The sequence below is a fragment of the Accumulibacter sp. genome (assembly GCF_029255285.1).
GTDB lineage: Bacteria > Pseudomonadota > Gammaproteobacteria > Burkholderiales > Rhodocyclaceae > Accumulibacter.
Window position 1 is genome coordinate 48,445 of the sequence record NZ_JAPUVI010000022.1, and the last position, 26,259, is coordinate 74,703.

19 protein-coding genes, 1 pseudogene and 1 riboswitch are annotated in these 26,259 nt (G+C 61.4%); of the genes and pseudogenes, 13 read left to right on the plus strand and 7 right to left on the minus strand.

Annotation, left to right across the window (positions count from 1 at the left end):
* Positions 1-1,138: 1,138 nt before the first annotated feature.
* The 5 genes and pseudogenes from Q1M07_RS01685 to Q1M07_RS01705 form a co-directional block, all read right to left on the minus strand.
* Complete coding sequence (locus Q1M07_RS01685; RefSeq protein ID WP_300449745.1) at positions 1,139-2,392, minus strand: hypothetical protein; 1,254 nt, start codon at positions 2,390-2,392, stop codon at positions 1,139-1,141.
* On the minus strand, positions 2,389-4,557 hold the full coding sequence (locus tag Q1M07_RS01690; protein WP_300449747.1) for an ATP-binding protein: 2,169 nt from the start codon (positions 4,555-4,557) through the stop codon (positions 2,389-2,391). The genes Q1M07_RS01685 and Q1M07_RS01690 overlap by 4 nt, the downstream gene beginning before the upstream one ends.
* On the minus strand, positions 4,554-5,603 hold the full coding sequence (locus Q1M07_RS01695) for a DNA cytosine methyltransferase (RefSeq protein ID WP_300450213.1): 1,050 nt from the start codon (positions 5,601-5,603) through the stop codon (positions 4,554-4,556). Before Q1M07_RS01695 ends, Q1M07_RS01690 begins: the two co-directional genes overlap by 4 nt.
* Positions 5,604-5,996: 393 nt before the next feature.
* Positions 5,997-6,167: pseudogene (locus Q1M07_RS01700) on the minus strand (very short patch repair endonuclease); the annotation flags it as partial.
* A 294-nt stretch (positions 6,168-6,461) separates the two neighbouring features.
* On the minus strand, positions 6,462-9,068 hold the full coding sequence (locus Q1M07_RS01705) for a bifunctional aconitate hydratase 2/2-methylisocitrate dehydratase (protein ID WP_300449750.1): 2,607 nt from the start codon (positions 9,066-9,068) through the stop codon (positions 6,462-6,464).
* Positions 9,069-9,228: 160 nt separating this feature from the next.
* Positions 9,229-9,315: riboswitch (glycine riboswitch) on the plus strand.
* Positions 9,316-9,490: 175 nt separating this feature from the next.
* Here Q1M07_RS01705 and gcvT point away from each other — a divergent pair.
* The 10 genes from gcvT (at position 9,491) to Q1M07_RS01755 (ending at position 19,233) form a co-directional block, all read left to right on the plus strand.
* Entirely contained in the window at positions 9,491-10,579 is a 1,089-nt protein-coding gene (gcvT, locus tag Q1M07_RS01710; protein WP_300449753.1) for a glycine cleavage system aminomethyltransferase GcvT, read from the plus strand.
* 58 nt (positions 10,580-10,637) lie between these two features.
* A complete protein-coding gene (gene gcvH, locus Q1M07_RS01715; protein ID WP_300449755.1) occupies positions 10,638-11,024 on the plus strand; it encodes a glycine cleavage system protein GcvH in 387 nt (128 codons plus the stop codon).
* A 30-nt stretch (positions 11,025-11,054) separates the two neighbouring features.
* Positions 11,055-13,946 carry an aminomethyl-transferring glycine dehydrogenase gene (gene gcvP, locus Q1M07_RS01720; RefSeq protein ID WP_300449756.1) on the plus strand — a complete coding sequence of 964 codons (2,892 nt, stop codon included), beginning with the start codon at positions 11,055-11,057 and terminating at the stop codon, positions 13,944-13,946.
* Between the two features lie 30 nt (positions 13,947-13,976).
* A complete protein-coding gene (locus Q1M07_RS01725) occupies positions 13,977-14,459 on the plus strand; it encodes a glutathione peroxidase (protein WP_300449759.1) in 483 nt (160 codons plus the stop codon).
* A gap of 66 nt (positions 14,460-14,525) precedes the next feature.
* On the plus strand, positions 14,526-15,116 hold the full coding sequence (locus Q1M07_RS01730) for a DUF2946 family protein (RefSeq protein WP_300449761.1): 591 nt from the start codon (positions 14,526-14,528) through the stop codon (positions 15,114-15,116).
* A gap of 154 nt (positions 15,117-15,270) precedes the next feature.
* Positions 15,271-15,543: a hypothetical protein gene (locus tag Q1M07_RS01735; RefSeq protein ID WP_300449764.1), complete on the plus strand. Its 273-nt coding sequence runs from the start codon at positions 15,271-15,273 to the stop codon at positions 15,541-15,543.
* Positions 15,544-15,597: 54 nt separating this feature from the next.
* Positions 15,598-16,806, plus strand: coding sequence for a multidrug effflux MFS transporter (locus Q1M07_RS01740; RefSeq protein WP_300449767.1), 1,209 nt, complete (start codon positions 15,598-15,600; stop codon positions 16,804-16,806).
* A gap of 142 nt (positions 16,807-16,948) precedes the next feature.
* On the plus strand, positions 16,949-17,977 hold the full coding sequence (gene clpX, locus Q1M07_RS01745; protein ID WP_300449770.1) for an ATP-dependent Clp protease ATP-binding subunit ClpX: 1,029 nt from the start codon (positions 16,949-16,951) through the stop codon (positions 17,975-17,977).
* Positions 17,978-18,113: 136 nt separating this feature from the next.
* A complete protein-coding gene (locus Q1M07_RS01750; RefSeq protein ID WP_300450216.1) occupies positions 18,114-18,845 on the plus strand; it encodes an alpha/beta hydrolase in 732 nt (243 codons plus the stop codon).
* Between the two features lie 130 nt (positions 18,846-18,975).
* On the plus strand, positions 18,976-19,233 hold the full coding sequence (locus Q1M07_RS01755; protein WP_300449773.1) for a hypothetical protein: 258 nt from the start codon (positions 18,976-18,978) through the stop codon (positions 19,231-19,233).
* Between the two features lie 75 nt (positions 19,234-19,308).
* Here the strand turns inward: Q1M07_RS01755 and mobA are convergent, their stop codons facing one another.
* On the minus strand, positions 19,309-19,920 hold the full coding sequence (mobA, locus tag Q1M07_RS01760; protein ID WP_300449776.1) for a molybdenum cofactor guanylyltransferase MobA: 612 nt from the start codon (positions 19,918-19,920) through the stop codon (positions 19,309-19,311).
* Positions 19,921-20,326: 406 nt separating this feature from the next.
* Between mobA and Q1M07_RS01765 the strand changes: the two genes are divergently transcribed.
* Genes Q1M07_RS01765 through Q1M07_RS01775 form a run of 3 tightly spaced genes read left to right on the plus strand, consistent with a single transcriptional unit; the run spans position 20,327 to position 25,149 of the window.
* Positions 20,327-22,249 (plus strand): PrkA family serine protein kinase, encoded by a 1,923-nt coding sequence (locus Q1M07_RS01765; RefSeq protein ID WP_300449779.1) that lies wholly within the window; start codon positions 20,327-20,329, stop codon positions 22,247-22,249.
* Positions 22,250-22,282: 33 nt separating this feature from the next.
* The gene (locus Q1M07_RS01770) at positions 22,283-23,560 is read left to right on the plus strand and encodes a YeaH/YhbH family protein (protein WP_300449782.1); all 1,278 of its coding nucleotides are present in this window, start codon (positions 22,283-22,285) and stop codon (positions 23,558-23,560) included.
* Positions 23,557-25,149, plus strand: a complete 1,593-nt coding sequence (locus tag Q1M07_RS01775) for a SpoVR family protein (protein ID WP_300449785.1) — start codon at positions 23,557-23,559, stop codon at positions 25,147-25,149. Before Q1M07_RS01770 ends, Q1M07_RS01775 begins: the two co-directional genes overlap by 4 nt.
* A 21-nt stretch (positions 25,150-25,170) precedes the next feature.
* Here Q1M07_RS01775 and Q1M07_RS01780 read toward each other — a convergent pair whose 3' ends face one another.
* Entirely contained in the window at positions 25,171-25,959 is a 789-nt protein-coding gene (locus Q1M07_RS01780) for a hypothetical protein (RefSeq protein ID WP_300449787.1), read from the minus strand.
* Positions 25,960-26,259: the final 300 nt, after the last annotated feature.

A 26,259-nucleotide genomic window follows, 5' to 3' on the forward strand; every position in this document is an offset into this window, starting at 1 on the left:
TACTTAGTGATCTGCTCCCTATTGAAGGAGGCCGCGCCAGAGAGTTCGAAAGCCCACTCGCTCTACAGGCTCGGCAGATCTCCGATTTCAAGGACGCGGCCTGAGAAAATGCTTTTCGTGTCTCTCTTTCCCGACTGTCAGCTGACCGGCCTGAATGACATGGTAGAAAACTGCATCGACTAGTTCGCGCAGAGTAACGCCGCGCTTGCCGGTCCCAGTGAGCGAACCCTTAAACAGCATCCCAACCGATTCCGTCATATCGAGCGGTATCAGGCCGGTGGCAGCGGCGAAAACGACTAGCCCGGAGCCCTCTCCATAATGCCGATCGGGACGAGCGTGAGTCGCTACCGAAGATTCTGGCGGCGGAGGCGGCTGACCCAGGTCGATGATGCCGTTCCCTGGCACAACGCGCAAGATCTCCGACGTGTGATCGACTGAGTCACCGCGTGCCCGCCCACCCACTGACTCTTCGTCCCGTCTCTACGCCTAGTGACCTAGAAAGCGTCCTATTCTTAACGGCCCCCGCAAGCCACTGCAACGGTTCCGACCGCGCCCCATAGAGACTCTTGATCGCACAACACAGAACATCAACTCTGTTCTCCGCATTTATCGGTATAGCCGGATGAACATCCGGCAGCCACGAAGGGCAATCTGGAAGACGGGTTGATCCCTTCTCAAACGCGCAAAACAGTTGCGCATGCGCGTAGTCGTGAATACTTTCCCCGATAGGCCCTTCCTGGCTTTCGAAGCGTATCCCAATTCCTCGGTGCATAACGACTTGATTTCCATCGCAGTTCGACTCTATATCTTCAACGAGAACTGCCATCTTGACCCGAAAAACCGTGTGCCCCTCTTTTGACTCGAACGACGCCCGAAGAATCGGCTGTTTCCACCCACCTCTGCCGTCGGGCGGAAGGTGCAAGAACGTTCCTTTAGGAAAAACCGAATGGTCGCTTTCGTTTCCGTTCTCTAACTTTTCGGCAGGGACAGGAGTGAAAAGCTTCCGAACCTCTTCCCCAATTCGACGCGCACGTGCCTCGCGCGTGTGAATGCCCCAACTGAACTGCTTCTTTGCCAGCTCCGCCAGCAATAGCCAGATAGTCTTTGGGTTATCCAACTCATCGGAGCGAGCCATAATTTACTCCAGGAGACGGCCATTTGGTTGGTAATCAACGTCAGACAACGCGGACATCCATGGAACCAACTTTCTGAAATCCGGATTGACACACCGGCGCACATCGAAAACGCTCGAAACGCGAACTTTAAACTCGCGAGTCTGTTCCCTTGTAACGAAACGAGAAATGTCCTCACAAAAGTAGGCATCGGGCGCCGACGACTCCCAAGGATTAGCAACTTCGGAGATCCACTCGGTTTGAGCTATTTCTGGCCAGTACCAAGCTGGGCGAGATAGCCAGTACGACTTTTCGAAGGCTAGCCGTGATAAACGAACATCCAGCTTCAGCTCCGATGGCGATGCGATCCGCGCATACTTATTAAATTCCTCAACAGACGCGTCTTTGACGCCCAACAGGCTAGAATAGCGCTCAACTAAGTGCGGCGCATCGACAAGAATATCCTGTGCCGCGAGCACTGCATGGTCCAACCATTGCCCAATACGTGCCGCGGCGATACGTGCAACAGCGTCGTCCGGAACCTGGTCTTTGTGGCGAAGGCCCAACGATGAACTCGTCACGATCTCTCGAACGGTAAATTGATCCGACGATTTTTTTGGCGTATTGCGGGGTGTAATCCAGGCAACCGTTTCTCTTGGGAGGAGCCGCCACGCCTCATCATGAAAACCAAGCACGTCTTTTATCGATTTGTTTAGGCTATCACCACTAACATCGTCGACCCGTTTATCGATATCGTCCACTAGCTTTGGCAGCAGTGGCCAGTACCAAGGCCGAAAGCCGGCAGGCCATACGTAGCTCCAAAGACCTGGATTGATCACTTGCCTATCGCCTAAATTAACGTCGGCAAAAGATTCTGGAAAATGACCCGTCAAATTCAAATCGAAAGGATTGGATCCGAATTGATTGACAGCCACGATGATTTTGCAGTGGGAGTAGCAGCGAGCCAGGTACGCAATCTCCTCGCCGGTAATCCACTCACCATGTGATGCATTAATCAGATCGTAATCGACAATAAGAATATCTATTTGATCAAATAGGTTATGATGATTATCATTTGTCGAAGACTTTTTTCTAGCCATCTTGCGACGTTCCATCAAGCCCTCTATAGCCGACCGAAACTCACCATCGTCTTCCGCAACAATAGCTTTGATCTCGAAACACTCGTCGAAGCCAGGGATCCTGGAAAGCCCCTCCTGCCAATTCTCCCTGTTTTGTCGCTCGTCATCGCAAATCCCAACCACACGCTTGTTTCCCATCATGAGTCCTTCCAGAAGAGCTGGAACTTCGTCGAAAATTCCGTATCGGGTGCCACAAACCCTACCTCACAGCCCGCCTGATCGGCAAGTAGCCGGACAATGGTCAGACCTAGGCCAGTGCCACCGATACCCAGTTGCCTGCGCTCAGGCGTTAGCTCCAAACGGCGTTCGAATGGCTGAAACAGCGCCTCCGCTTCGTTGACATCCACTCCTGCGCCCGTGTCCTGAACCCATATGCATTTGCCACTGCCTGCAGACCCACTGGAAATCACAATACGCCGTTCATTGCTATCGATCAGGGCATTGATAGCGTTAAGCAGTACGTTTTGAAACACAGCATTCCAAGCCGCCAAAGTAGCCGGTGGCAAACTAAGATCGTCGTCCACCGCTTCCGTATCGATAGGAATTCCTCGGGCTAGAGATGCAACTCGACGGGCGATGTCCATAAGGACGGCGCGAGCGCGATAGCGTTTTCGCTCCTCCCGTCCCTCCCGGTCCAGTAGCGGTGCAAAAAGCGATCTAGAAGCCCGCGCCCTATTTAACCATTCGTCTATTTCGCTTACCAGAGGTTGAACGCTATCGTGTAGCCCTCTAGTCTTTTGCAGCCTACCAATCAACCGTTCTAGGATGCGATACTGCTGGTTGATCTCATGCTCACTCGCCAATGCCACCATGCCTGCCGTAGCTAGTGAGCCCATGAGTTCCATATGAGCGAGTGCGCGCTTCGCTTCCATCCGACTTGCCATAACAGCATCGTGAATGCGTATGCTGACTTGGCTAAATACTTCCGCTGGAATTGCTTCTCGGAAGTCCTCAAGCGCCTCCTCGACTCGCTGAAGCTTCTGCCTCACTGGCTCGTCAGGCCTGGGTGGCGTAGCATCGACAGTCCGAATTTTCTCGCGTGTAGCGTAGTAATCGAGCGCCCACCGCACCGCATCGCGCAAACACTGGTAGGCAGAATTATGGACCAGACGGTCACGCGAAACCTGGATCTGCAGATGGTTGTTCTTACGCAGTTGTTCTTCAGTTGCCAACCGACGTTCCTGCGTAGTGTTTACCTCGACGACACCAAAAAGACGCGAATTAGTGGGAAGAAACTGCATACCACGCGGAACCTGAAGAGCTTCCGGTAGTAGCTTCGATGTGTGAATCCTATGAGCATGATCCAATTCGATGCCCAACCAGTCTTGCTGGGGACCGTAATATGGCAACCGAAATCCAGCATCGTAGATCCCCACCCCTCCGAATTCGTTGAGGTACCTGCGGGCGTCATTGACACTAATTCCATGGGGTTGACGATGCCTTAGGTGAAAGACCCGAATGTCAAATGACACCTGATGTAAAAAACACGGATCAATCGGGTATTTTTGCTGAAATCGTTTTCCACCGTTGAACTCCAGAGAAAGGTCGAGATGGTATCCGTCATTTTCGCGAATCAGCCGGCCACGCAGACGGGCATGCCACAGGTTCAACGCGGCATCAGTCACAAGCTGGAAGGAATCCTGAAAGTCCGTATCTGATCCAGACAAGTCGATTTCGAATCGATTTGGGTCATCTTCACGAAGACGACCTACAAATGGCGGCTGCAGCCACCAGACTTGTCTTGCCAACGACTTAAAGTCCTGCTCATCCCAACTCTGGTTCAATCTTTCCAGTGTGATGCACGTTCCGTGATGTCGCCCTCCTGGAAAAACTGTTTGGCACGAACGAACGTTGATCTGCGCCTCAGCACTAGTGAGGTAGTTGGCCTCCACAGCTTGGTCCCAATCAACAAAAGCTCGTAGTTCGGAGTTCGCATCATGTTCCGAGACTGTGATTAGCTCAATCGTCCGCGCCAGGAACTGAACAGAAAGACGCCCAACGCCCTTCGATCCTGTTATCGGTCGCGCCAACTTTCTTGACGTCTTCTGCGAAACCTTGTGAGTCGAGCCAATGTTCATCCAAAAACGCCTGAATTCATCTGAATCCATACCGTGCCCGTTATCGGCGATTTGGATCCGATCTAAGTTTGGTTCCACGTGAATCTCAACCCGTGAGGCGTCGGCGTCATAGGAGTTTTTAATCAACTCAGCAAGTGCGATGTGAGGTTGCCCAACCAGTCGCTCCCCCAACTCCTTAAGCAGGGCCGAGGCGACCGTGAATGGAAGTTTATAGGATTGGGAAGTCATTCCCTGAATAGTGCCAAAGTGAGGAGATAAGACAGCTTCATTGGCACAGCATTTCCAATCATCTTCGATAACGCTTCATAGCTGCTAGCTGCCGAAAAATCGAAGAAATCTGGGAACATCTGCAGACGAGCGGCCTCGTGAGCGGTTATGGTGCGCGGCAGTGTTGGGTGAATATACCGCCCTTGCCCAGGTGAGCCAAATCCAGTAGTTATCGTATTTGCAGGTAGATCAGGCCGGAGGCGACCATACATGGCGTAATAGCTGTGCTTCCCTTGGTGACATCGTGGACGATGCTCGTTCGGCAAGTCGTACTCCCCATTTTCAAATAACCATAGAATGCGCTCCCGATTGGCTACGCTTAAATTTCTAGGCTTATCCAGTAAGCTTTGGGTTGAATAGCCAGCTAGATCATCAATAGCCCAAGCAACACTCCGTCGGCCATCGACAGTGTGGTCCGAAACGACGGTAGCAATATCGATTGCTCTTTCCTGCGAAGCGACTAGCACATGCCTTTTGCGTTGTTGCGGCACACCGATGAGTGAAAGGTCAACTGTGTGTTCGTCGCACGCGTAACCAATTGCCTCCAAGGTTTCACGAGTAATAGCCAGCGATCCGCGAAGGTCGTGGATAACCGATGCAACATTTTCGACAATCACGTGGCGGGGTCTAGAAATTTCGGCAAAACGTGCCACTCGGAGGTAAAGATCATTTCTATCGTCATCGCGGCGAGTATGATTATTGAGGTTCGAGTGTCCCTGGCAAGGAGGTCCAGCGACCAGTATGTCGATTTTATCCAGTTGGTCGAGCAAACTCTTCTCGGCATAGGTAACCGGTCGACCAATCATACCGTCGACGTATTGCGTTAAGTCGCCCTCTAAAGCGAGTTCAGGGCGAAAATTAGCCTGATAAACAGCTAGTGCGTGATGATTCGCTTCCATAGCCAGTAAGAGGCGGAAAGGGCGACCGCTCGCGTAGCATGCCTCCCTAATACCTAAAGTTAGTCCGCCACATCCGGAAAACAGGTCGACGCAGGTGATAACATCCAAACCATTGCGAGGCACTGGTGGGTGACTTGACGAGCGAAGCCATGCCAAGTCGTATGCGTCGGGAGGCGACAGTGTAGTCGTAGACGGTGGGCATACCAGGCAGGTTGTACGGAGCTGGTCGTTGGCTAGTTTTACCCTTCGAGCCACTACGTTATCCTTCGGGTGGAGGATAAACGATTCGAGCCGGCCGCGCGCTGCGTTCAGGAACTGCAACAATCGCGCGGACAACTTAGACAGGTCGGCGACTTCGCACTCCCAAACATCTTCGACTATGAAACCAAGACTCTCCAATTGAACGCGCAGTCGGCGATCGCGCTCTCGGTTATCGGCAATCTTGGCCCGCCACGCTTGTGTGTTGGTCTTGGACTCAACTCGACCATGGTCACAATCATGACCGTGCCAAAAACAACCATTTATTCTGACTACCCAGCCTTCGGATAGACTAACTACATCCGGTCGGCCTGGAAGATTTCTTGTTTGAGTGCCGAAATGCGCGCCGAGTTCGGTCAGAACCTTCTTTACCAACTGTTCAGGTACTGTGTCTTCCCGCGCTATGCCGCGCATTCGCGCAGAGTGGTCAATTCCTGATGTCGTCGCGAGGTTCACAAACCAATGCCTTTCGAGAACGATGACATACAGATGGGCTTGCCGTAACACTAAAAAGGTCACGCCGACAGTCGCTTTGGCAAGTTCCCCCAGATATTTGCGACACGGACGGCGTTCTAGCGGTAGGCGAACTGGTCAGGCTCTGCAAATCTCTCATAAGAAGAACAGTCGAAACATGCAGAAATTGGCCCCCGCGGACCAGTTGTCACTGCCTGGTCGGGGGCCATGGGTTCGCGGCTTGTTCCCTAAAACCTATACCGCTACCGTATCCGCCACCTCGCTGAACTCCCGGATCTGGTCGAAGTTCATGTAGCGGTAGATGTCGGCCGCCTTGGCATTGACCGCCTGTACCTGCTCGAGGTACTCGGCCGGTGTCGGGATGCGGCCGAGCAGCGCGCAGACGGCGGCGAGTTCGGCCGAGCCGAGGTACACGCGGGTGTCGATGCCAAGACGGTTCGGGAAGTTGCGCGTCGAGGTCGACATCGCCGTACTGCCTTTACGGATCTGCGCCTGGTTACCCATGCACAGCGAGCAGCCGGGCATTTCCATGCGCGCGCCCGACTTGCCGAGGATCGCGTAATAGCCTTCCTCGTTGAGGATCGCCGCGTCCATTTTGGTCGGCGGGGCAATCCAGAGACGCGTCGGAATGTCGGTCCGTCCTTCGAGAACCTTGGCCGCGGCACGGAAGTGTCCAATGTTGGTCATGCACGACCCGATGAACACTTCGTCTATCGTGTCGCCGGCGACGGTCGACAGCAGCTTGACGTCGTCCGGGTCGTTGGGACAGGCGACCAGCGGCTCGGTGACGTCGGCAAGGTCGATCTCGATCACTGCCGCGTAGCTGGCGTCGGCGTCCGCGCGCAGCAGTTCGGGTTTGGCGATCCACGCTTCCATCGCCTTGATGCGGCGGCCGAGCGTGCGCGCGTCCTGGTAGCCGTTGGCGATCATCCACTTCATGAGCGTGATGTTCGAGCGCATGTACTCGATGATCGGTTCCTTGTTCAAGGCGACGGCGCAGGCCGCGGCCGAACGCTCGGCGGCGGCGTCCGAGAGCTCGAAGGCCTGTTCGATCTTGAGGTCCGGCAGTCCTTCGATTTCGAGGATGCGGCCCGAGAAGATGTTCTTCTTGCCTTTCTTCTCGACCGTCAGCAGGCCGGCCTGGATGGCATAGTAGGGAATCGCGTTCACCAGGTCGCGCAGCGTCACGCCGCGCTTGCCGGCTTCGGCAAGCGAGCCCTTGAAGCGCACCAGCACGGATTCCGGCATGTCGAGCGGCATCACGCCGGTGGCGGCGGCGAAGGCGACGAGGCCGGAGCCGGCGGGAAACGAGATGCCGATCGGGAAGCGGGTGTGCGAGTCGCCGCCGGTGCCGACGGTATCGGGCAGCAGTAGACGGTTGAGCCACGAGTGGATGATGCCGTCACCCGGACGCAGCGCGACGCCGCCGCGGGTGCTGATGAACGAAGGCAGCTCGCGGTGCATCTTGACGTCGACCAGCTTCGGATAGGCGGCGGTGTGACAGAAGGACTGCATCACCATGTCGGCCGAGAAGCCGAGGCAGGCCAGATCCTTGAGTTCGTCGCGCGTCATCGGGCCGGTCGTGTCCTGCGACCCAACGGTGGTCATGCGCGGTTCGCAATAGGTACCAGGCAGGATTCCCTTGCCTTCCGGCAGACCGCAGGCGCGGCCGACCATCTTCTGCGCCAGCGAATAGCCCTTGCCCGGATCGGCCGGGTTCTGCGGCAGGCAGAACAGCGTCGATACCGGCAGCCCAAGCGCCTCGCGCGCCCGGGTCGTCAGACCGCGCCCGACGATCAGCGGAATGCGGCCACCGGCCCGCACTTCGTCGAGAATCACCGGCGTCTTCAGTTGTGACTCGGCGATCACGGCGCCGTTCTTGAGCGCCGTCACTTGCGAAGTGGAGGTATCGATCCGCAGTTCGATCTCGTCGCCCATTTCCATCTGCGCGACGTCGAGTTCGATCGGCAACGCACCGGCGTCTTCCATGGTGTTGAAGAAGATCGGCGCGATCTTGGAACCCAGGCAAACGCCGCCGAAACGCTTGTTCGGCACGTAGGGGATGTCTTCGCCGGTAAACCAGAGGACCGAGTTGGTCGCCGACTTGCGCGACGATCCGGTGCCGACGACGTCGCCGACGTAGGCGATCAGATTGCCCTTCTTGCCGAGTTCCTCGAGCTGCTTGATCGGGCCGCGCTCGCCCGGCTTGTCGGGGTCTATTCCGGGACGCGCGTTCTTGAGCATGGCCAGCGCGTGCAGCGGAATATCGGGACGCGACCAGGCGTCCGGCGCCGGCGACAGGTCGTCGGTGTTGGTCTCCCCTGTGACCTTGAAAACAGTCAGTTTCTGCGTCGCCGGAACCGGCGGCCGCGAGGTGAACCATTCCGCATCGGCCCAGCTTTGCAAAACGGCGCGCGCATTCGCGTTGCCTTGGTCGGCCAGTTCCTTGACGTCGTGGAAGAAGTCGAAGACGAGCAGGGTCTTCTTCAGTCCTTCGGCGGCGATCGCGCCGGTCGGGCCGGTGAGCAGTTCGATCAGCGGCTTGACGTTGTAACCGCCAAGCATGGTGCCGAGCAGCTCGGTCGCTTTTTCCTTCGAAACCAGCGCGCAGATTTCCTCACCTTTGGCGACGCGGGCGAGAAACTCGGCTTTCACCTTGGCCGCGTCATCGACCCCGGCCGGAACGCGGTAAGTGATCAGCGACACCAGGTTCTCTTCTTCGCCCTGCGGCGGATTCTTCAACAAATCGACCAGTTCCTTGGTCTGCCCGGCAGTCAGCGGCAGGGGTGGAATACCAAGCGCGGCGCGCTCGGCAACATGGGCACGATAGGATTCCAGCACGGCGAGGTCCTTTCTCAAAGGGTTTACAGCGGGCAAAGCGCCATTGTACTGCAAGGCCGGAGGAGCCGCTGCAGCGAGCCATGGACAAGAGGCTGCGAGCCTGAACAGCGTAACGTCGAAAATGCCTCCTTGCGGGCAAGGCTTCCAGCGCGCTATAGTGGCGGCGCGAATGGGAGAGCGCGGCAGTGCCGCCGCCGAAGGCGCAATCCACCCGGAAACGCTCAGGCAAAAGGACCGTTCGTGCACTGAACTCTGGAGAGCGGCGCCGTGCACGGCAAGGCGCCCACCGATGGGGCAAGGCGGCTGCGATTGCCGCCCGACAATCTCTCAGGTACATGGACAGGGGGGTGAACTCGTTTCGAGTTCGCCCTTTTTTTGTTTCGGGAACAAGCTTTAACGACCACATCCAAGGGATTGATACGATGCAAAAAACTGTCCTGAACGAAAGCCATCGCCGAAGCGGCGCGAGAATGGTCGATTTTGGCGGCTGGGAAATGCCTCTTCACTACGGGTCGCAGATCGAGGAGCACCACGCCGTTCGCCGTGACGCCGGAATGTTCGATGTTTCCCACATGTGCGCCGTCGACCTCGAGGGTCCGGAAGCACGTCCCTTCCTGCGCCGGTTGCTCGCCAACAATGTCGACAAGCTGAAGGCGCCGGGCAAGGCGCTTTACAGCACCATGCTCAACGATTCCGGCGGCGTGATCGACGACCTGATCGTTTACCACCTCGACGAGACGCATTTCCGCCTCGTCGTCAATGCCGGTACGGCGCCGAAGGATCTGGCGTGGATGGCGGCGCGGCTCGACGAATGGCGACTGGCGGCGAGCCTGACGCCGCGCCGCACCGGCTCCGGAGCGCTGGCGATGATCGCCGTCCAGGGGCCGCAGGCCCGGCAGCGAGTGTGGCAGGTCTTGCCGGAGCAGCGCTTGGCCTGCGAAGCGCTGCCACCTTTTGTCGCCTGCGCGACGGGAGACTACTTCGTCGCCCGCACCGGATATACGGGCGAGGATGGCTACGAGATTACACTGCCGGCCGAGCGTGCCGCCGCCCTCTGGGAGGCCCTGGCGAATGCCGGGGTACGTCCTTGCGGCCTGGGCGCGCGCGACACCTTGCGCCTGGAAGCCGGGATGAATCTCTACGGGCAGGACATGGACGAGACCGTCTCGCCGCTCGATGCCGGCCTGACATGGACCGTAGACCTGCTTTCGCCGCGCGACTTTGTCGGCAAGGCGTCCCTTCTCGCCCGGGGGCAGCAGCAGCAGTTCGTCGGTCTGTTGTTGCTCGAGCGCGGCGTGCTGCGTGCGCACCAGCCGGTGACGACGGTTCAGGGGCCAGGGGAAATCACCAGCGGCACTTTCTCGCCGACGCTGCAACAATCGATCGCTCTGGCTCGCCTGCCACTCGCCACAGCGCTCGGTGACACGGTCCAGGTCGGCGTGCGCGGCAAATCGCTCGACGCTCGCGTGGTCAAACCGTGCTTCGTCAGAAATGGGCGTATTCTCGTCTGAACATATTGGGTTTGTCTGGCTAGCTGCCGTTTTCGATTTTTTTTCAGGAGGAGACAAAATGAGTATCCCGGCCGACTTGAAATACACCAGGAGCCATGAGTGGGTCCGCGCCGAAGCCGATGGCACGGTCACCATCGGCATCACCGAGCACGCCCAGGAACTGCTCGGCGACCTCGTTTTCATCGAATTGCCGGCGATCGGCCGTGTGCTGGCCGCCGCTCAGGAAGCCGCGGTCGTCGAATCGGTCAAGGCGGCGGCCGATGTCTATGCGCCGCTCGCCGGCACCGTGGTCGAAACCAATCAGGCGGTCGTGGACGCGCCCGAAACGGTGAATCAGGACGCCTACGCCGGCTGGCTGTTCAGGATGCGGCCCGCTACGGCGGGCGACCTCGATGCGCTGCTCGACGCCACGGCGTACCAGGAAATCGTGGACGCCGCCGCCTAGACGACCCCCCCAGCCCTACCGGAACCTGCGATGAAACCCCAGACCTCCCTGCCAAAGCTCTCCGCCCTCGAACAGAGCGACGACTTCTTGGGCCGCCACATCGGTCCCGGCGACAGCGAAATTGACGCCATGCTGGCCGACATCGGCGAGGCCAGCCTGGAACAGCTCATCGAGCAGACCGTACCGGCGGCGATTCGCCTGACGGCGCCGCTGGCGCTCGGCGAACCGCGTCCCGAACACGAAGCGCTCGACGCGCTACGGGCGATGGCCGAACGCAACCGCGTTCAGCATTCGCTGATCGGGATGGGCTACGCCGACACCGTGACGCCAAAGGTCATACTGCGCAATGTCCTCGAGAACCCCGGTTGGTACACCGCTTACACGCCTTACCAGGCGGAAATTGCTCAGGGCCGTCTGGAAGCGCTGCTCAATTACCAGCAGATGGTGGTCGATCTTACCGGCCTCGAACTCGCCAACGCCTCGTTGCTCGACGAGGCGACCGCCGCCGCCGAAGCGATGACCATGGCCCGCCGGGTGAGCAAGTCGCCCTCGAACCGCTTTTTCGTCGACGCCGCCTGCTTCCCGCAAACCCTGGACGTCGTCACGACACGTGCCGCTTTCTTCGATTTCGAACTGGTCTTCGGGTCGCCCGAGGACGCGGCACTGCAGGAGGTCTTCGGCGCGCTGTTCCAGTATCCGAACGACCGCGGCGACATCGGCGACCTTAGCGGCCCGATCGCTGCCGTCAAGTCGCGCGGCGGTGTCGTCGCCGTCGCGTCCGATCTGATGGCGCTGGTCCTCCTGCGCTCGCCCGGCGAGATGGGTGCCGACATCGCACTCGGCTCATCGCAGCGCTTCGGCATTCCGCTGGGTTTCGGCGGCCCGCATGCCGCTTTCTTCGCCACCCGCGACGAGTACAAGCGCGCAGTAGCCGGGCGTATCATCGGCGTCTCGGTCGACGCGCATGGCAAGCAGGCGCTGCGCATGGCGCTGCAGACGCGCGAACAACACATTCGGCGTGAAAAGGCCAACTCCAACATCTGCACCTCACAGGTTCTGCTCGCCAACATGGCCGGCATGTACGCCGTCTACCACGGGCCGCAGCGGCTGCGCACGATCGCCAGCCGCATCCACCGCTTGGCGGCGATTCTCGGCCAGGCGGTACAGCGCGCCGGTTTGCGGGTGCTGACCCGACACTATTTCGATACCTTGCGGGTCGAACTCGGCAGCCACGCGCTGACGGCCTACAAGGCGGCCAGCGATGCCGGCTACAACCTGCGCCAAGTATCTCCCGGCGTACTGGGAATCGCGATCAACGAAAAGACCACTCGCGCCGACATCGCCAGGCTGATCAAGCTGCTGACCGGCGTCAATGCCGACATCGACCGGCTCGACGAACAACTGCAGCACGCCGACCCTAGCCTGCCGCCGGAGCTTCTACGGCGTGACCCCATTCTGGGGCATCCGGTGTTCAACACGCACCATACCGAACACCAGATGCTGCGTTACCTGAAGCGGCTGCAGAACAAGGATCTGGCGCTCGACCACTCGATGATCTCGCTCGGCTCCTGCACCATGAAGCTCAACGCGACGAGCGAAATGATACCGGTCAGTTGGCCGCAGTTCGCTGACCTCCATCCCTTTGCACCGCTCGATCAGGCCGAAGGTTACCTGCAGATGATCGGCGAGCTCGAAACCTGGCTCAAGGCAATCACCGGCTTCGACGCCATCTGCCTGCAGCCCAACTCCGGCGCACAGGGAGAATACGCCGGGCTGGTCGCCATCGCGCGCTACCACGCCAGCCGCGGTGACGCTCAGCGCAAGGTCTGCCTGATTCCCCGGTCGGCCCATGGCACCAACCCGGCAACCGCACAGATGTGCGGCATGCGGGTGGTCACCGTCGATTGCGACGACGCCGGCAACATCGAGGTCGCCGATCTGGCGGCCAAAGCCGCCGCGCACGCCGACCGCCTGGCCTGCCTGATGATTACCTACCCGTCGACACACGGCGTTTTCGAAGAGGCGGTGAGAGATATCTGCGACATCGTCCACCGCTATGGCGGCCAGGTCTATATGGACGGCGCCAATCTCAACGCGCAGGTCGGGCTGACCTCGCCGGCCCGCATCGGTGCCGACGTCAGCCACATGAATCTGCACAAGACCTTCTGCATCCCCCATGGCGGTGGCGGCCCGGGAATGGGGCCGATCGGCCTCAAGGCCCACTTGGCGCCGTTCATGGCCAACCACCGCGTGCAGCCTCTCCCCGGTCCGCATGCCGGTCAGGGAGCGGTCGCCGCGGCACCCTGGGGATCGGCTTCGATCCTGCCGATTTCGTGGATGTACATCGCCATGATGGGGGGCAGCGGCCTGAAACGCGCCACCGAAGTGGCGATCCTCAACGCCAACTACTTGGCTAGCCACCTGCGGCCACACTACCCGATTCTGTACACCGGCAAGAACGGCCGCGTCGCCCACGAATGCATCCTCGATGTTCGCCCGCTCAAGGCAGCGACCGGGATCACCGAGACCGACATCGCCAAACGTTTGATGGACTATGGCTTTCACGCCCCGACGGTAAGCTTCCCGGTTGCCGGAACGATGATGGTCGAGCCGACCGAATCCGAATCGAAGAGCGAACTCGACCGTTTCATCGCCGCCATGGTCGGCATCCGCAACGAAATCCGGCAGATCGAGCTCGGGCACTGGCCGGCTGACGACAACCCCTTGAAGAACGCCCCGCATACCCAGGCGGACATTGTCGACGCTCACTGGCAACGGCCCTACAGCCGTCAGGAGGCGGTTTTCCCCTTGCCACACGTGGCGGCGAACAAGTTCTGGCCAAGCGTCAACCGCATCGACGACGTCTATGGCGACCGCCACCTGTTCTGCGCCTGCGTGCCGATGACCGACGAGCATCACTAAGACCGAGACCACACCACAGGAGGCACCACCATGACCGCAGCGCTGTACGAGATAAGCGCCGAGCGTCTCGAAGGAGGCAGCGAATCGCTCGCCGACTACGCCGGCAAAGTTCTGCTCATCGTCAACACCGCCAGCCAGTGCGGCTTCACGCCGCAATACGAAGGTCTCGAAGCGCTCTACCAGCGCTATCGCGAGCGCGGTTTCGTCGTCCTCGGGTTTCCGTGCAACCAGTTCGGCGCACAGGAGCCGGGCGAGGCGGAGGAAATCGCTTCCTTCTGCCAGAAAAACTACGGCGTCACCTTCCCGATGTTCGCCAAAGTCGAGGTCAACGGCGACGCCGCGCATCCGCTGTATCAGTATCTCAAGAAGGCGGCGCCCGGCCTTCTCGGCAGCGAAGGGATCAAATGGAACTTCACCAAGTTTCTGGTCGGTCGGGACGGCAAAGTTAAGGAGCGCTATGCGCCGGCCACCACTCCGGAGACCTTGGCCCGCCACATCGAGGAATTGCTTTGACGACTGGACGGCAGACGCGCCGGACGACCGCAGCACACGTTCCGGGCGACTCACCGCCCGCCGTCGATGCCTGAGCCCGACTACAGCGCCATGCTCCGCTGGCCGAACGTGCCCGCCTGCTACGGCTGGCTGTCGCTCGACCGACGCGGCCGCTGGCGGCTGCGTGGCGAGCCGGTCAGTCATCGCGGCCTGAACGATTTCCTTGGCCGGCAATATGCACACGACGAACGAGGCAACTACTTCGTCCAGAATGGCCCGCAAAGGGTATTCGTCGAGCTCGAGTATACGCCGTGGGTGCTTCGCCTCACGGCCGACAACGCGCTCGAAACGCACGTCGGTGAAGTGGTCGTCGAGTTGCGCGGCGCGGCGCTCGACGAGGATGGGAGCCTGCTGCTCGAAATCCCGGACGGCATCGCGCTGCTCTCGGACCGCGATCTGCCCGTCTTGCTCGGCCACCTGCGCTTGGCGAATGGCGAACCCGCTGACGACGCCGCGCTGCTCGCGTTCCTCGACCAGCCCGACGCCACGGCCAATGCGCTGACCTTCGTCTGGCATGGAAATCGCTTCCCGCTTAGCGCGCTGCGCCGCTCGGCGGTCGCCGGGCGCTACCGTTTCGTCGCCTCGCCGCAAAGCGCTGCCGCCGAAACCCGGCCGTGAAGCGATCGCCAGTCTCCGCTGGCCATGCCGCGCTAGTCGAAGCAGTGCGCGCGACGGGATGGACTAATTGCCCGCCTTCGCCAATAATTGCGGCCCGTTAACTACCACGCGTCCGACTGCGCAAGATCGGACCGTCTCTTCGCCGAGGTGAGTCATGCGCTATCAGGTTTTCGTTGAAGAAGAGGAAGGCGCCGATGGGGCGGGGGACCTCGGCAACTTCGACAATCTGGACGACGTCTGGGAGTTCATACGCAGCCGCCTGCCAACCGGGGTCTTCAGCGATCGTCGGCTGGTCTGGGTCAAGGACCGCGAAGCCGAGGGCGACGTATCGTTTTCCCTGACCTCCGAACTGTGGGCCGAACACTGCGAAACGCCGCTCGCCTTTGCCCGCTGCTTCAAGATGTTTTTTTCCTTCAAGGGCAAGTAACCACTCCGTGCTGCCCGCGACAGGTCGCCGCGCAGGTCCGGGATGAAGCTCCCGGTGGCGCCTCCGGCTCCGCCCGCGCCACCGCGCTCGCTCGGCCTGGCGTTCCTGTTGACGACCCTGGTCGCCCTGGGCCCCTTGTCGACCGACCTCTACCTGCCGGCGCTGCCCACCCTGGCACGAGTTTTTGCCAGCGACGCGGCGGGCGTTCAACTGACCCTGTCAGTTTTTCTCGCCGGCTTTGCCTGCGGGCAGATCTTCTACGGTCCGCTGTCCGACCGCTTCGGCCGCCGGCCGGTCATGCTGGCCGGGCTGGCGATCTATGGCGCGGCGTCGCTCGCCTGCGTGTTTGCCGACAGCATCGAAATGCTGATCTTCGCCCGCTTCGTGCAGGCGCTGGGGGCCTGCGCCGGACCGGTGCTCGGCCGCGCCATCGTGCGCGACGTCTGGGGGGCCGCGGAATCGGCGCGCATCATCGCCTACATGGGCGGCGCGATGGCGATTGCGCCGCTGCTCGGACCGACGCTTGGGGGTTTCCTGACCGTGCTCTTCGGCTGGCAGTCGAACTTCGTCGTTCTGTTGCTCGTTTCGCTGCTCCAGTTCGCGGCCGTGGTCAGCCGGCTGCGGGAAAGCAATGTGCATCGCGACCCGGCCGCCACCCAGCCGCGCCAGATGCTCGCCAACTTTCGCCGTCTGCTGGCGGACCGCCGCTACATCGGCCATGTACTCACCTTTTCCTTCTCCTACAGCGCCTTGTTCGCCTTCATCTCGGGTTCGTCGTTCGTGCTCGCCGAACGCCACGGGCTGACGCCGCAACTGTACGGCATCTGCTTCGGAATCGTGGTCGCCGGTTATCTTGTCGGATCGCTGGCTTCCGGCCGACTGGTCCGCCGTATGGGTGGGCAGACCCTGCTGCTTCGCGGCGCCTGGCTCGGCGCCGTCGCCGGCGCCACGATGTGGGTTCTCGAAGTCGCCGAAGCACACAGCATCAGCGCGATTCTCGGGCCGATGTTCTTCTGTACCGCAGCTACCGGGCTCGTCATGCCGAATGCCATTGCCGCGGCGCTGGCGTCCTACCCGGCCATGGCCGGTTCAGCGTCGGCCCTGATGGGTTTCTTTCAGATGACTTTAGCCGCGCTGGTCGGCATCGCCGTCGGCCACGGCCTCGCCGCCGGCGCCGGAGCGCTGGCCGCTGCCGTGGCCATCTGCACGGCGCTTACTCCTTTGTCCTACCTGGCGCTGATCGGCGTCCGCCGCTCTTCCTGACGGCAATGAACTCGAGGTCAGGCGAACGCTCAGGACATTCCGGACGGCGCTGCGTCGGCACTCGGCGGCCGGCGGTAGCGCCGGATTCGGCTAACATGAGCGCCAGCCGCCCGCTACCCGCTCCGGCCGGAAGTCGGGCGCGATGCTTCATCGATGGGGAGGGATGACCTTGCTAGCCAGAGAAACCACACCCAGCGCGATCGTCAGGTATCTCGATCAATACGTCGTCGGCCAGGAGGAAGCGAAGAAGGTTCTCGCCGTCGCCGTGTACTCGCACTACCGCAAGATCGCCACCTTTCAAAAGGAGCGGGGAAGCATCGCAAAAAGCAACATCCTGCTCGTCGGACCGTCGGGCACCGGCAAGACACTGCTCTGCGACACCTTGTCGAGAATGCTCGGCGTTCCCTTCGTGACCGCCGATGCGACTTCACTGGCCCAGACCAAGTACGTCAATGAAGAAATCGAAGCGGTCTTGCAGAGGCTGCTCGACAAGGCCGACGGGAGCGTCGACCAGGCCCAGCACGGGATCATCTTCATCGACGAGATCGACAAGCTGAAGGCGACGAACACGTCGGCGCGAGCAATTTCCGGCGAAAGCGTGCAGCACGCGCTGCTCAAGATCATGGAAGGCGCGCCGGTCAAGCTGAAGAACGAACGCTACATCGATACCAGCAACATCCTCTTCATTTGCGGCGGCGCGTTCGTCGGTCTCGAGAACATCATGGCCAAAACGCATGGTTTCGGTTTCATCGCCACCTCGGGCGACGACAACCAGAACATCCTCGACCGACTCAACAAGCGCGTGAAACCGACCGATCTCTTCGAGTTCGGGCTGATTCCCGAATTCACGGGCCGCCTGCCGGTGATCGCCAACCTGCACCCGCTAAGCAAGGCCATGCTGGTCAGCATCATGAGCTTGCCGAAGAACTCGATCTATCGGCAATACATCGAGATCTTCCGTGGCGAAGGCGTCGAACTACGCATCAGTCAGCGAGTCTTCGAGCAGATTGCCGAAATCGCCATCGAGTACAAAACCGGAGCACGCAGCCTGCGTGGCATTTTCGAGGAACTGATCACACCAATTCTCTACGTCGTGCCGGACGATCGCGGCATCGGCCGGGTCGAAATCCGCTCCTTGTTCGAGGACGCTCGCCTTGTCCGAAGAGACTGAACGCGCGTCGCCAGCGACGCCCTTGGCCGACGCGTTTCACCGCGCCGGCAGTGTGTGCCATCCAATCGTCCGGCTGGCCGGCGCGGCGACGCGCGTCGTGCTCATCGCTTATCTGATCATTTGCGGCGGAGTCAGCATGTTCCAGGATCAACTCCTCTACTTCCCAGAGCCGGCCACGCTGGCCGATATGCTTTCCGGCCGCCAGTCAGCGTGGCCGACCGGCGGCGACTTCCGCGGCCTGCTAAGCGAAGCGGATGGCCCGGCGCGCGCCACGGCGATCATCTTTCACGGCAACGCCGGACACGCCGGACACCGCGGCTTCTACGCCGGCATACTCAACCGTCTGGGCTTGCGCGTGATTCTCGCCGAGTACCCGGCCTACGGCCCGCGTGCCGGCGAGCTCGGCGAAACGAGTCTGGTCGCCGACGCCGAGCGGACGATCGCCCTCACCCGCCGCCAGTACGCCGGACCGCTGCTGCTCATCGGCGAATCGCTCGGCGCAGGCGTTGCCGCGGCAGCCGGCGCGCGACAACGTGATGCGATCGCCGGCCTGCTGTTGATCACTCCCTGGGACCGCCTCGAACAGGTGGCCAGCCACCACTACCCGCTGCTGCCCGTCAAGTGGCTGTTGCGCGACCGTTACGACAGCGTCAGCCACCTGGCCACCTTCGGCCGGCCGGTGCTGATCGCCATTGCCGGTGAAGACCGCATCGTCCCGCCGCACTTCGGCCGGGCGCTTTACGACGCGCTGGCCGAACCCAAAAGGCTGGCGCTCATCCCGGGCGCCGGACACAACGACTGGTTCGATCGTCTCGACGACGCCTGGTGGCGCCAGACGATCGATTTTTTGTTGGCCGGCGGCCACTGAAGCGCCGCCACCGCGCCGCCTCCAGCCCTCCTGAACCGGCGGCCTGGACGAGAGGCCGCTTGATCCGCTCAACCTTTTCCCACGTGCGACCGTTAATGGAAACAAGAGCCTCGCTCTGCGGAGAACTGCCATGATGCACACCTGCACGGATCGCACCGATCTCGACGAACTGATCGGCAACCAACACTGGGACGGACAACACCTGCTTTTCCACTATGGCCCGCTGGCGCAGGCCATGAAAGGTGGCGAGGAGCTGATTCTGGAACATAGCGAGACGCTGTCGCCGCTGTTGCGGGCAAAGGTGGGCTTCCTGCTCGGCGACCTCTTCATCGACGACACCTCCGAGCTGATCCATCCGCACGACGGTTTCCGGTTGACGCTGAGGTGAACGAGCGCGGGCGCGGACGTGAGCCACCCGCCACCCGCCACCCGCCAACGGCAATCTTGCGCAACCGTGCGCCCATCAGCGCGGCTTGTCCGCGCTCCCCTCGAGACTCCCGAGTTCGGCGCAGGTGTTGATATTGACGAAGGCCTCGGGCTGATCGTCGAAAGCCACCTCGACCCTCGGCAGCGTCGCCTGCCATTGCTCCACGCGGCGCCCGCCAGCGGCGAGAAACGCACTCAGGCCTGGCAACACCCGACGCCGACAGAGGCAGAATACGGGTTGCGACCGGGCGTTGGTACGGGCGACCGCGAGGTCGGCGCCACCGGCGGCAAGCGCGGCGTACAACCGGGCAACCAGATCGACCGGGAGAAAGGGCGAATCGCAAGGCACTATCGCCAGCAGCGGGTGAGCCGCCGCGGCCAGAGCGGCGTCCAGGGCGGCGAGGGGACCGGCGAAACCGGGGAGGCGGTCGGGCACGACACGGTAGCCGAAAGCGGCGTAGCGCTCGCGGTTACGATTGGCGCTGACCAGCAGTTCGTCGACCTGTGGCGCCAGACGCTCGAGCACCCAGGCGACCAGCGGGCGGCCGCGATATTCCTGCAATCCCTTGTCGGCACCGCCCATGCGGCGCCCGCGCCCGCCGGCGAGAACGACTCCCGCGATCGACACGTCTGCGGCCTCCCGGTTCATGGAAAAAGCCTTGCTGTACGGCGAGTCGATAGGCACCGGGTGCGATTCATCGGCGCCATTCTACGCCCGGCCCGAGCTTGCCGTCTGGTCAGCACTATCCGCCCTTGCCGGAAACTCCGTGCCGATCCGGGCGGTTGTCGCACGCGGCCGGGAAGCGGCTGTCAAATGGACATCGGACAGAGCGCGACGACGAGCGGGCAAAGCTGGAGCGATACTTGCTTGGATTTACTTGCAGACGAAGGCGGCCGCTGCCTCGACTCCGCGCGTGACTTGTTTTTTCCGTTTCCGACCATCGGGAGGCCGAAAAAACTATCGCCCGCCGCCAACTTTGTCGCAGAAGCTTGCCGCGTCTCGTGAGAAGGTCGTTCCCGAGCCGGGAAGTTCATAGACTTGGTAGGAGATCACCATGGACATCGTCAGTCATTTTGCCGCCCGTTTCGATCGTACTCGCGAGGAAGAGCTTTCACTGGAAGACTATCTCGCGGTGTGCAAGCAGGATTCTCTGAGCTACGCCAGCGCCGCCGAACGCATGCTGCGCGCGATCGGCGAACCGCAGACGGTAGACACCCGCAACGACCCGCGGCTATCGCGTCTGTTTGCCAACAAGGTGATCCGGATTTATCCGGCGTTTGCCGAGTTCTACGGCCTCGAAGAGGCCATCGAGCAGGTCGTCAGCTACTTCCGCCATGCGGCGCAAGGGCTGGAAGAGAGGAAGCAGATTCTCTACCTGCTCGGCCCGGTCGGCGGCGGCAAGAGTTCGATCGCCGAGCGGCTGAAGGCGCTGATGCAGGAGGTGCCGTTCTACGCGATCAAGGGGTCGCCGGTCAACGAGTCGCCACTGGGTCTTTTCGACGCCGACGAGGATGGCGCCATCCTGGAGAAGGACTACGGCATTCCGCGCCGTTACCTCAACCGCATCCTCTCGCCGTGGGCCGTCAAGCGGCTGGAGGAATTCGGCGGCGACATCCGCCGCTTCCGGGTCGTCAAGCGCTACCCGAGCGTCCTCAGACAGATCGCCATCGCCAAGACCGAGCCCGGCGACGAAAACAACCAGGACATCTCGAGCCTGGTCGGCAAGGTTGACATCCGCAAGCTCGAAACCTATGCCCAGGACGATCCCGATGCCTACAGCTTTTCCGGTGGGCTGTGCCTCGCCAACCAGGGCCTGCTCGAATTCGTCGAAATGTTCAAGGCACCGATCAAGGTTCTGCACCCGCTGCTGACCGCCACCCAGGAAGGCAACTTCAAGGGCACCGAAGGTTTCGGCGCGATCCCCTTCGACGGGGTCGTCCTCGCCCACTCGAACGAGAGCGAATGGAAAGCCTTTCGCAACAACAAGAACAACGAAGCCTTCCTGGACCGCATCTACATCGTCAAGGTTCCTTACTGTCTGCGCGTTTCCGAGGAAGTCAAGATCTACGAGAAGCTGCTGCGCGGCTCGTCGCTGGCCGAAGCCATCTGCGCGCCGGGCACCCTGAAGCTCATGGCCCAGTTCGCCGTGCTCACGCGCCTCAAGGAACCGGAAAACTCGAGCCTCTATTCGAAGATGCTGGTCTACGACGGGGAAAGCCTGAAGGACACCGATCCGCGGGCCAAGAGCTATCAGGAGTACCGCGACTACGCCGGCGTCGATGAAGGCATGAGCGGCATCTCGACGCGCTTCGCTTTCAAGATCCTCAGCAAGGTGTTCAACTTCGACTCGGCCGAGGTCGCCGCCAACCCGGTGCATCTGATGTACGTGCTCGAACAACAGATCGGGCGCGAGCAGTTCCCGGCCGAAGCGGAGGCCAAGTATCTCTCGTTCATCAAGGAACACCTGTCGCTGCGCTACGCCGAGTTCATCGGCAAGGAAATCCAGACGGCCTATCTGGAAAGCTACAGCGAATACGGCCAGAACATTTTCGACCGCTACGTCACCTACGCCGACTACTGGATCCAGGATCAGGAGTATCGGGACACCGACACCGGCGAAGTCTTCGACCGCGCGGCGCTCAACGCCGAACTCGAGAAGATCGAAAAACCGGCCGGCATCGCCAACCCGAAGGACTTCCGCAACGAGATCGTCAACTTCGTTCTGCGCGCGCGCGCCAACAACCAGGGCAAGAATCCGCTGTGGACGAGCTACGAAAAACTGCGCACGGTGATCGAGAAGAAGATGTTCTCGAACACCGAAGAACTGCTACCGGTGATCAGCTTCAACGCCAAGGCCAGCGCCGACGACGTGAAGAAGCACGAGGACTTCGTCAACCGGATGGTGAACAAGGGCTATACCGCGAAGCAGGTGCGCTTGCTCTGCGAGTGGTATCTGCGCGTGCGCAAGAATTCGTGACCCGGAGTCGACGAGCTGCCTGGAGGACACCCCTTGCAACAGATCATCGATCGGAGGCTGGCCGGCAAGAACAAGTCGATCGGCAATCGTGAGCGCTTTCTACGCCGCCATCAGGCGCAGATCCGTGAGGCCGTGAAGCGCGCCATCGCCGGCCGCGCCATCCGCGACATCGCTCAGGGCGAGGACATCCACATTCCGCGCCGCGATATCAGCGAGCCGGTTTTCGGCCATGCGGCCGGCGGCCGGCGCGAAACGGTGCATCCGGGCAACCGCGATTTCGTACGCGGCGACCGTATCGAACGTCCGCCAGGCGGTGGGGCCGGCGGTGGCGGCGCCGGGCAAGCCGGCGATTCCGGCCAGGGGGAGGACGATTTCGTCTTTCACCTGAGCAAGGAAGAGTTCATGCAGGCCTTCTTCGACGACCTGGCGCTGCCCAACCTGGTGCGCACGACGCTTGCAGACACGCCCGAGTATCGGACACGGCGGGCGGGCTTTTCGAGCGACGGAACGCCGAACAACCTCCATGTCGTGCGCTCGATGCGCGGCGCCATCGGTCGACGCATCGCGCTCGGCAGCGAGTCGCGACGCGAGCTGGCGCGCCTCGAAGAACTTCTCGCGAGCTATCGGGCGCCCGCCGCGCCGGTTCTGCCGGCCCAGGAAATGGCGGCGCTCGAGCGCGACATCGCGGCGCTGCGCGCCCGCCTCCAGCGGATTCCGTATCTCGACCCGATCGACCTGCGCTATCGCAGCCGCGTACGCATGCCGGTGCCGACCGCGAGGGCGGTGATGTTCTGCCTGATGGACGTCTCCGGGTCGATGGACGAGGCGCGCAAGGATCTCGCGAAGCGCTTCTTCATCCTGCTCTACCTCTTCTTGACCCGTCATTACGAAAGGATAGATCTCGTCTTCATCCGTCACCACACGCAGGCGCAGGAGGTCAACGAGAACGAATTCTTCCATGCCACGGAAACCGGTGGCACCGTCGTCTCGAGTGCCCTGGTGCTGATGGAAGAGATCGTTCGTGCGCGCTACCCGAGCAGCGAATGGAACATCTACGGCGCCCAGGCGAGCGACGGCGACAACTGGCACAGTGACAGCCCGCGCTGCCGCGAACTGCTGGCACGCGACCTCCTGCCGCTGTGCCGCTACTTCGCCTACATCCAGGTGGTCGAGGAGGAGCAGAGCCTGTGGCAGGAGTATGCCGCGCTGGCGGCCACCTCGGCTGCCTTCGCAATGCGCAAGGCGACCACCATAGACCAGATCTACCCGGTTTTCCGCGACCTCTTCAGCCAGGAGATACGTGCAAGATGAGCGCTACTAGCGGACAACGCCCCTCCGCCGGGCATAGGGTCGCGCTGGACGGCGAGGCCGGCCAGCGCCCGTCGGCGACCCGGCAGGACGCGCCGCGCCTGCCGGCACCGAGCGACTGGACTTTCGATCTGCTCGACCAGTACCACACGGCGATTCGTGCTACCGCGCAACGCTTCGGCCTCGACACCTACCCCAACCAGCTCGAGATCATCACCGCCGAACAGATGATGGATGCCTATGCGTCGGTCGGCATGCCGGTCAACTACCGCCACTGGAGCTATGGCAAGGAGTTCATTGCCACCGAAAGGAACTACCGGCGCGGCCAGATGGGCCTGGCCTACGAAATCGTCATCAACGCCAACCCGTGCATCAGCTACCTCATGGAAGAGAACACGCTGGCCATGCAGGCGCTGGTGATCGCCCACGCGGCCTACGGCCACAACAGCTTCTTCAAGGGCAACTACCTGTTCCGGATGTGGACCGACGCCTCGTCGATCATCGACTACCTGGTCTACGCCAAGGACTATGTCGCCGCTTGCGAGGAGCGCCACGGCCTGGACGCGGTCGAACTGTGGCTCGACAGTTGCCATGCGCTGATGAACTACGGCGTGGACCGCTATCGCCGGCCGGGCAAACTGAGTCTGGCCGCCGAACGGGCACGCGCCGAAGAGCGCGAAGCCTACGCCCAGCAACAGGTAAATGAAATCTGGCGCACGTTGCCGCTGCGACCAAGAGCGGAGACCGCCGAGAAGGAGCCGGCGCACTTTCCCGCCGAGCCGCAGGAAAACCTGTTGTACTTCATCGAGAAGAACGCACCTCTGCTCGAACCGTGGCAACGTGAAATCGTCCGCATCGTGCGCAAGGTGGCGCAATACTTCTACCCGCAGCGGCAGACGCAGGTAATGAACGAAGGCTGGGCGACCTTCTGGCACCATCACCTGCTGAACACACTCTACGACGACGGCCGCTTGGCCGACGGCTTGATGCTCGAATGGCTAAAGTCGCATACCAACGTCGTCTACCAGCCGCCGGTCGGCGATCCGGCGTATCGCGGAATCAACCCGTACGCGCTGGGTTTCGCGATGTACTCCGAAATCAAGCGCATCTGCCAGGCGCCGACCGACGAAGACCGCGCCTGGTTCCCGGACCTCGTGGACAGCGACTGGTTGGCCACGCTGAATCATGCCATGCGCAACTTCAAGGACGAAAGCTTCATCGGCCAATACCTGTCGCCCCGCCTGATGCGAGCCTTCCGGCTGTTCTCCGTGGTCGACGACGAACGCGCAACGACCCTCGAAGTGTCGGCCATCCACGACGAAGCGGGTTACCGCAGCTTGCGAGAAGCGATGTCGCGCCAGTACGACCTCGGGTCGCGCGAACCGAACATCCAGGTATGGGGAGTCAACCTGCGCAGCGACCGCTCGCTGATCCTGCGCCACACGCAGCACGACGACCGTCCGCTGCATGAAGGAGCCGAAGAGGTACTCAAACACGCCGCCCGCCTGTGGGGCTTCCCGGTCCATCTAGAAAGCGTCGACCGCAGCGGCCAGCCAACGCGCCGTTGGACGGTAACGCCCCCGCTCATCTGAGGCCGCCCCCGAACGGTGCTCTCAGGAGAGCAGTGCGGCCAGTTTCTCCTCAAATTCGCCGAGCCGCTTGCGGCCGTCGCCGGTCAGCGCGATGGCCGCGCGCCAGTCGCCATACAAGTGGCGCAGTTCGTCAATCCCCGGGCTCCCTTCGATGCGCTCGATCAAACTCGAAGACGCGATGCCGACAAAGGCGGAGAGCGTGTTCACCATGAAGTTGCGCGCCATCGTCAAGCGTTCTTCATCGTCGGCCGGCGACGGCGCACTGCCACCGCCGCGCGCCCCCGGGTGGGTCGACAGGGCGGCGACGAAGCGCTCATCGATGACCGCGAGCTTGCTCTCCAGATCGCTCAATTCCCGGCGGCCCTCTTCGGTCAGCGCCACCGCCTCGCGCCAGGCGGAGGCCATGCCCAGCAGATGCTCCAGGCCGGGAGCAGCGCCGACCCGCCGGCTGAGGCTCGCCGCAGCACTGCCGACCAAGGTGTCCAGCGCGTTCGTCATGAGATTGCCCGCCATCTTCAGGCGTTGCTCGTCAAGGGCCGATGGTGCGGCGCCCGGGCGGGCCGAAGCGTTCGAAGGCGCCGATGCAGTCGCTGACGGCTGACGCAACGGCGCGATGAAGCCCTCATCGTAGAGTTGCCGGCAAACGGCCGGCAGCGTATCGCCGGGAAACATGGCGGCCAGCGTTTCGTAGTCACGCTTGCCGTCGATCATGATCAACACCTGACGAACACGCATCGGCAAACGGCAGCTGCGTTTCTCGATTTCCTCGATGCCCTTCGGGGTCTTGACACAAATCGGTATCACGGTCATCAACCTCCATTCACCGAGAGGCAGGCCAGCTTCCCGCGCCTTGTCTAAGTACCGGCAGCCCTCGTAACGCCCTTTCCCACCCGTGGACCAAAGGCCGCGAGGGCATCGCCCTGAGCCGACGGACGGAAACGAAAACGAGAGTCGGAAGTTGTCGCTGGCTCGGACGCCATTCCGGCGTCAGGAAAAAACCACATTGCCCGGAGTTGTCAATCCGAGAGTATAGGTGTCGCCACCAAGCGCGGTCAATCGACGATTCATCGCCACGGTGCATGAAGAGAACGACGCCGCGCAACCGAGATT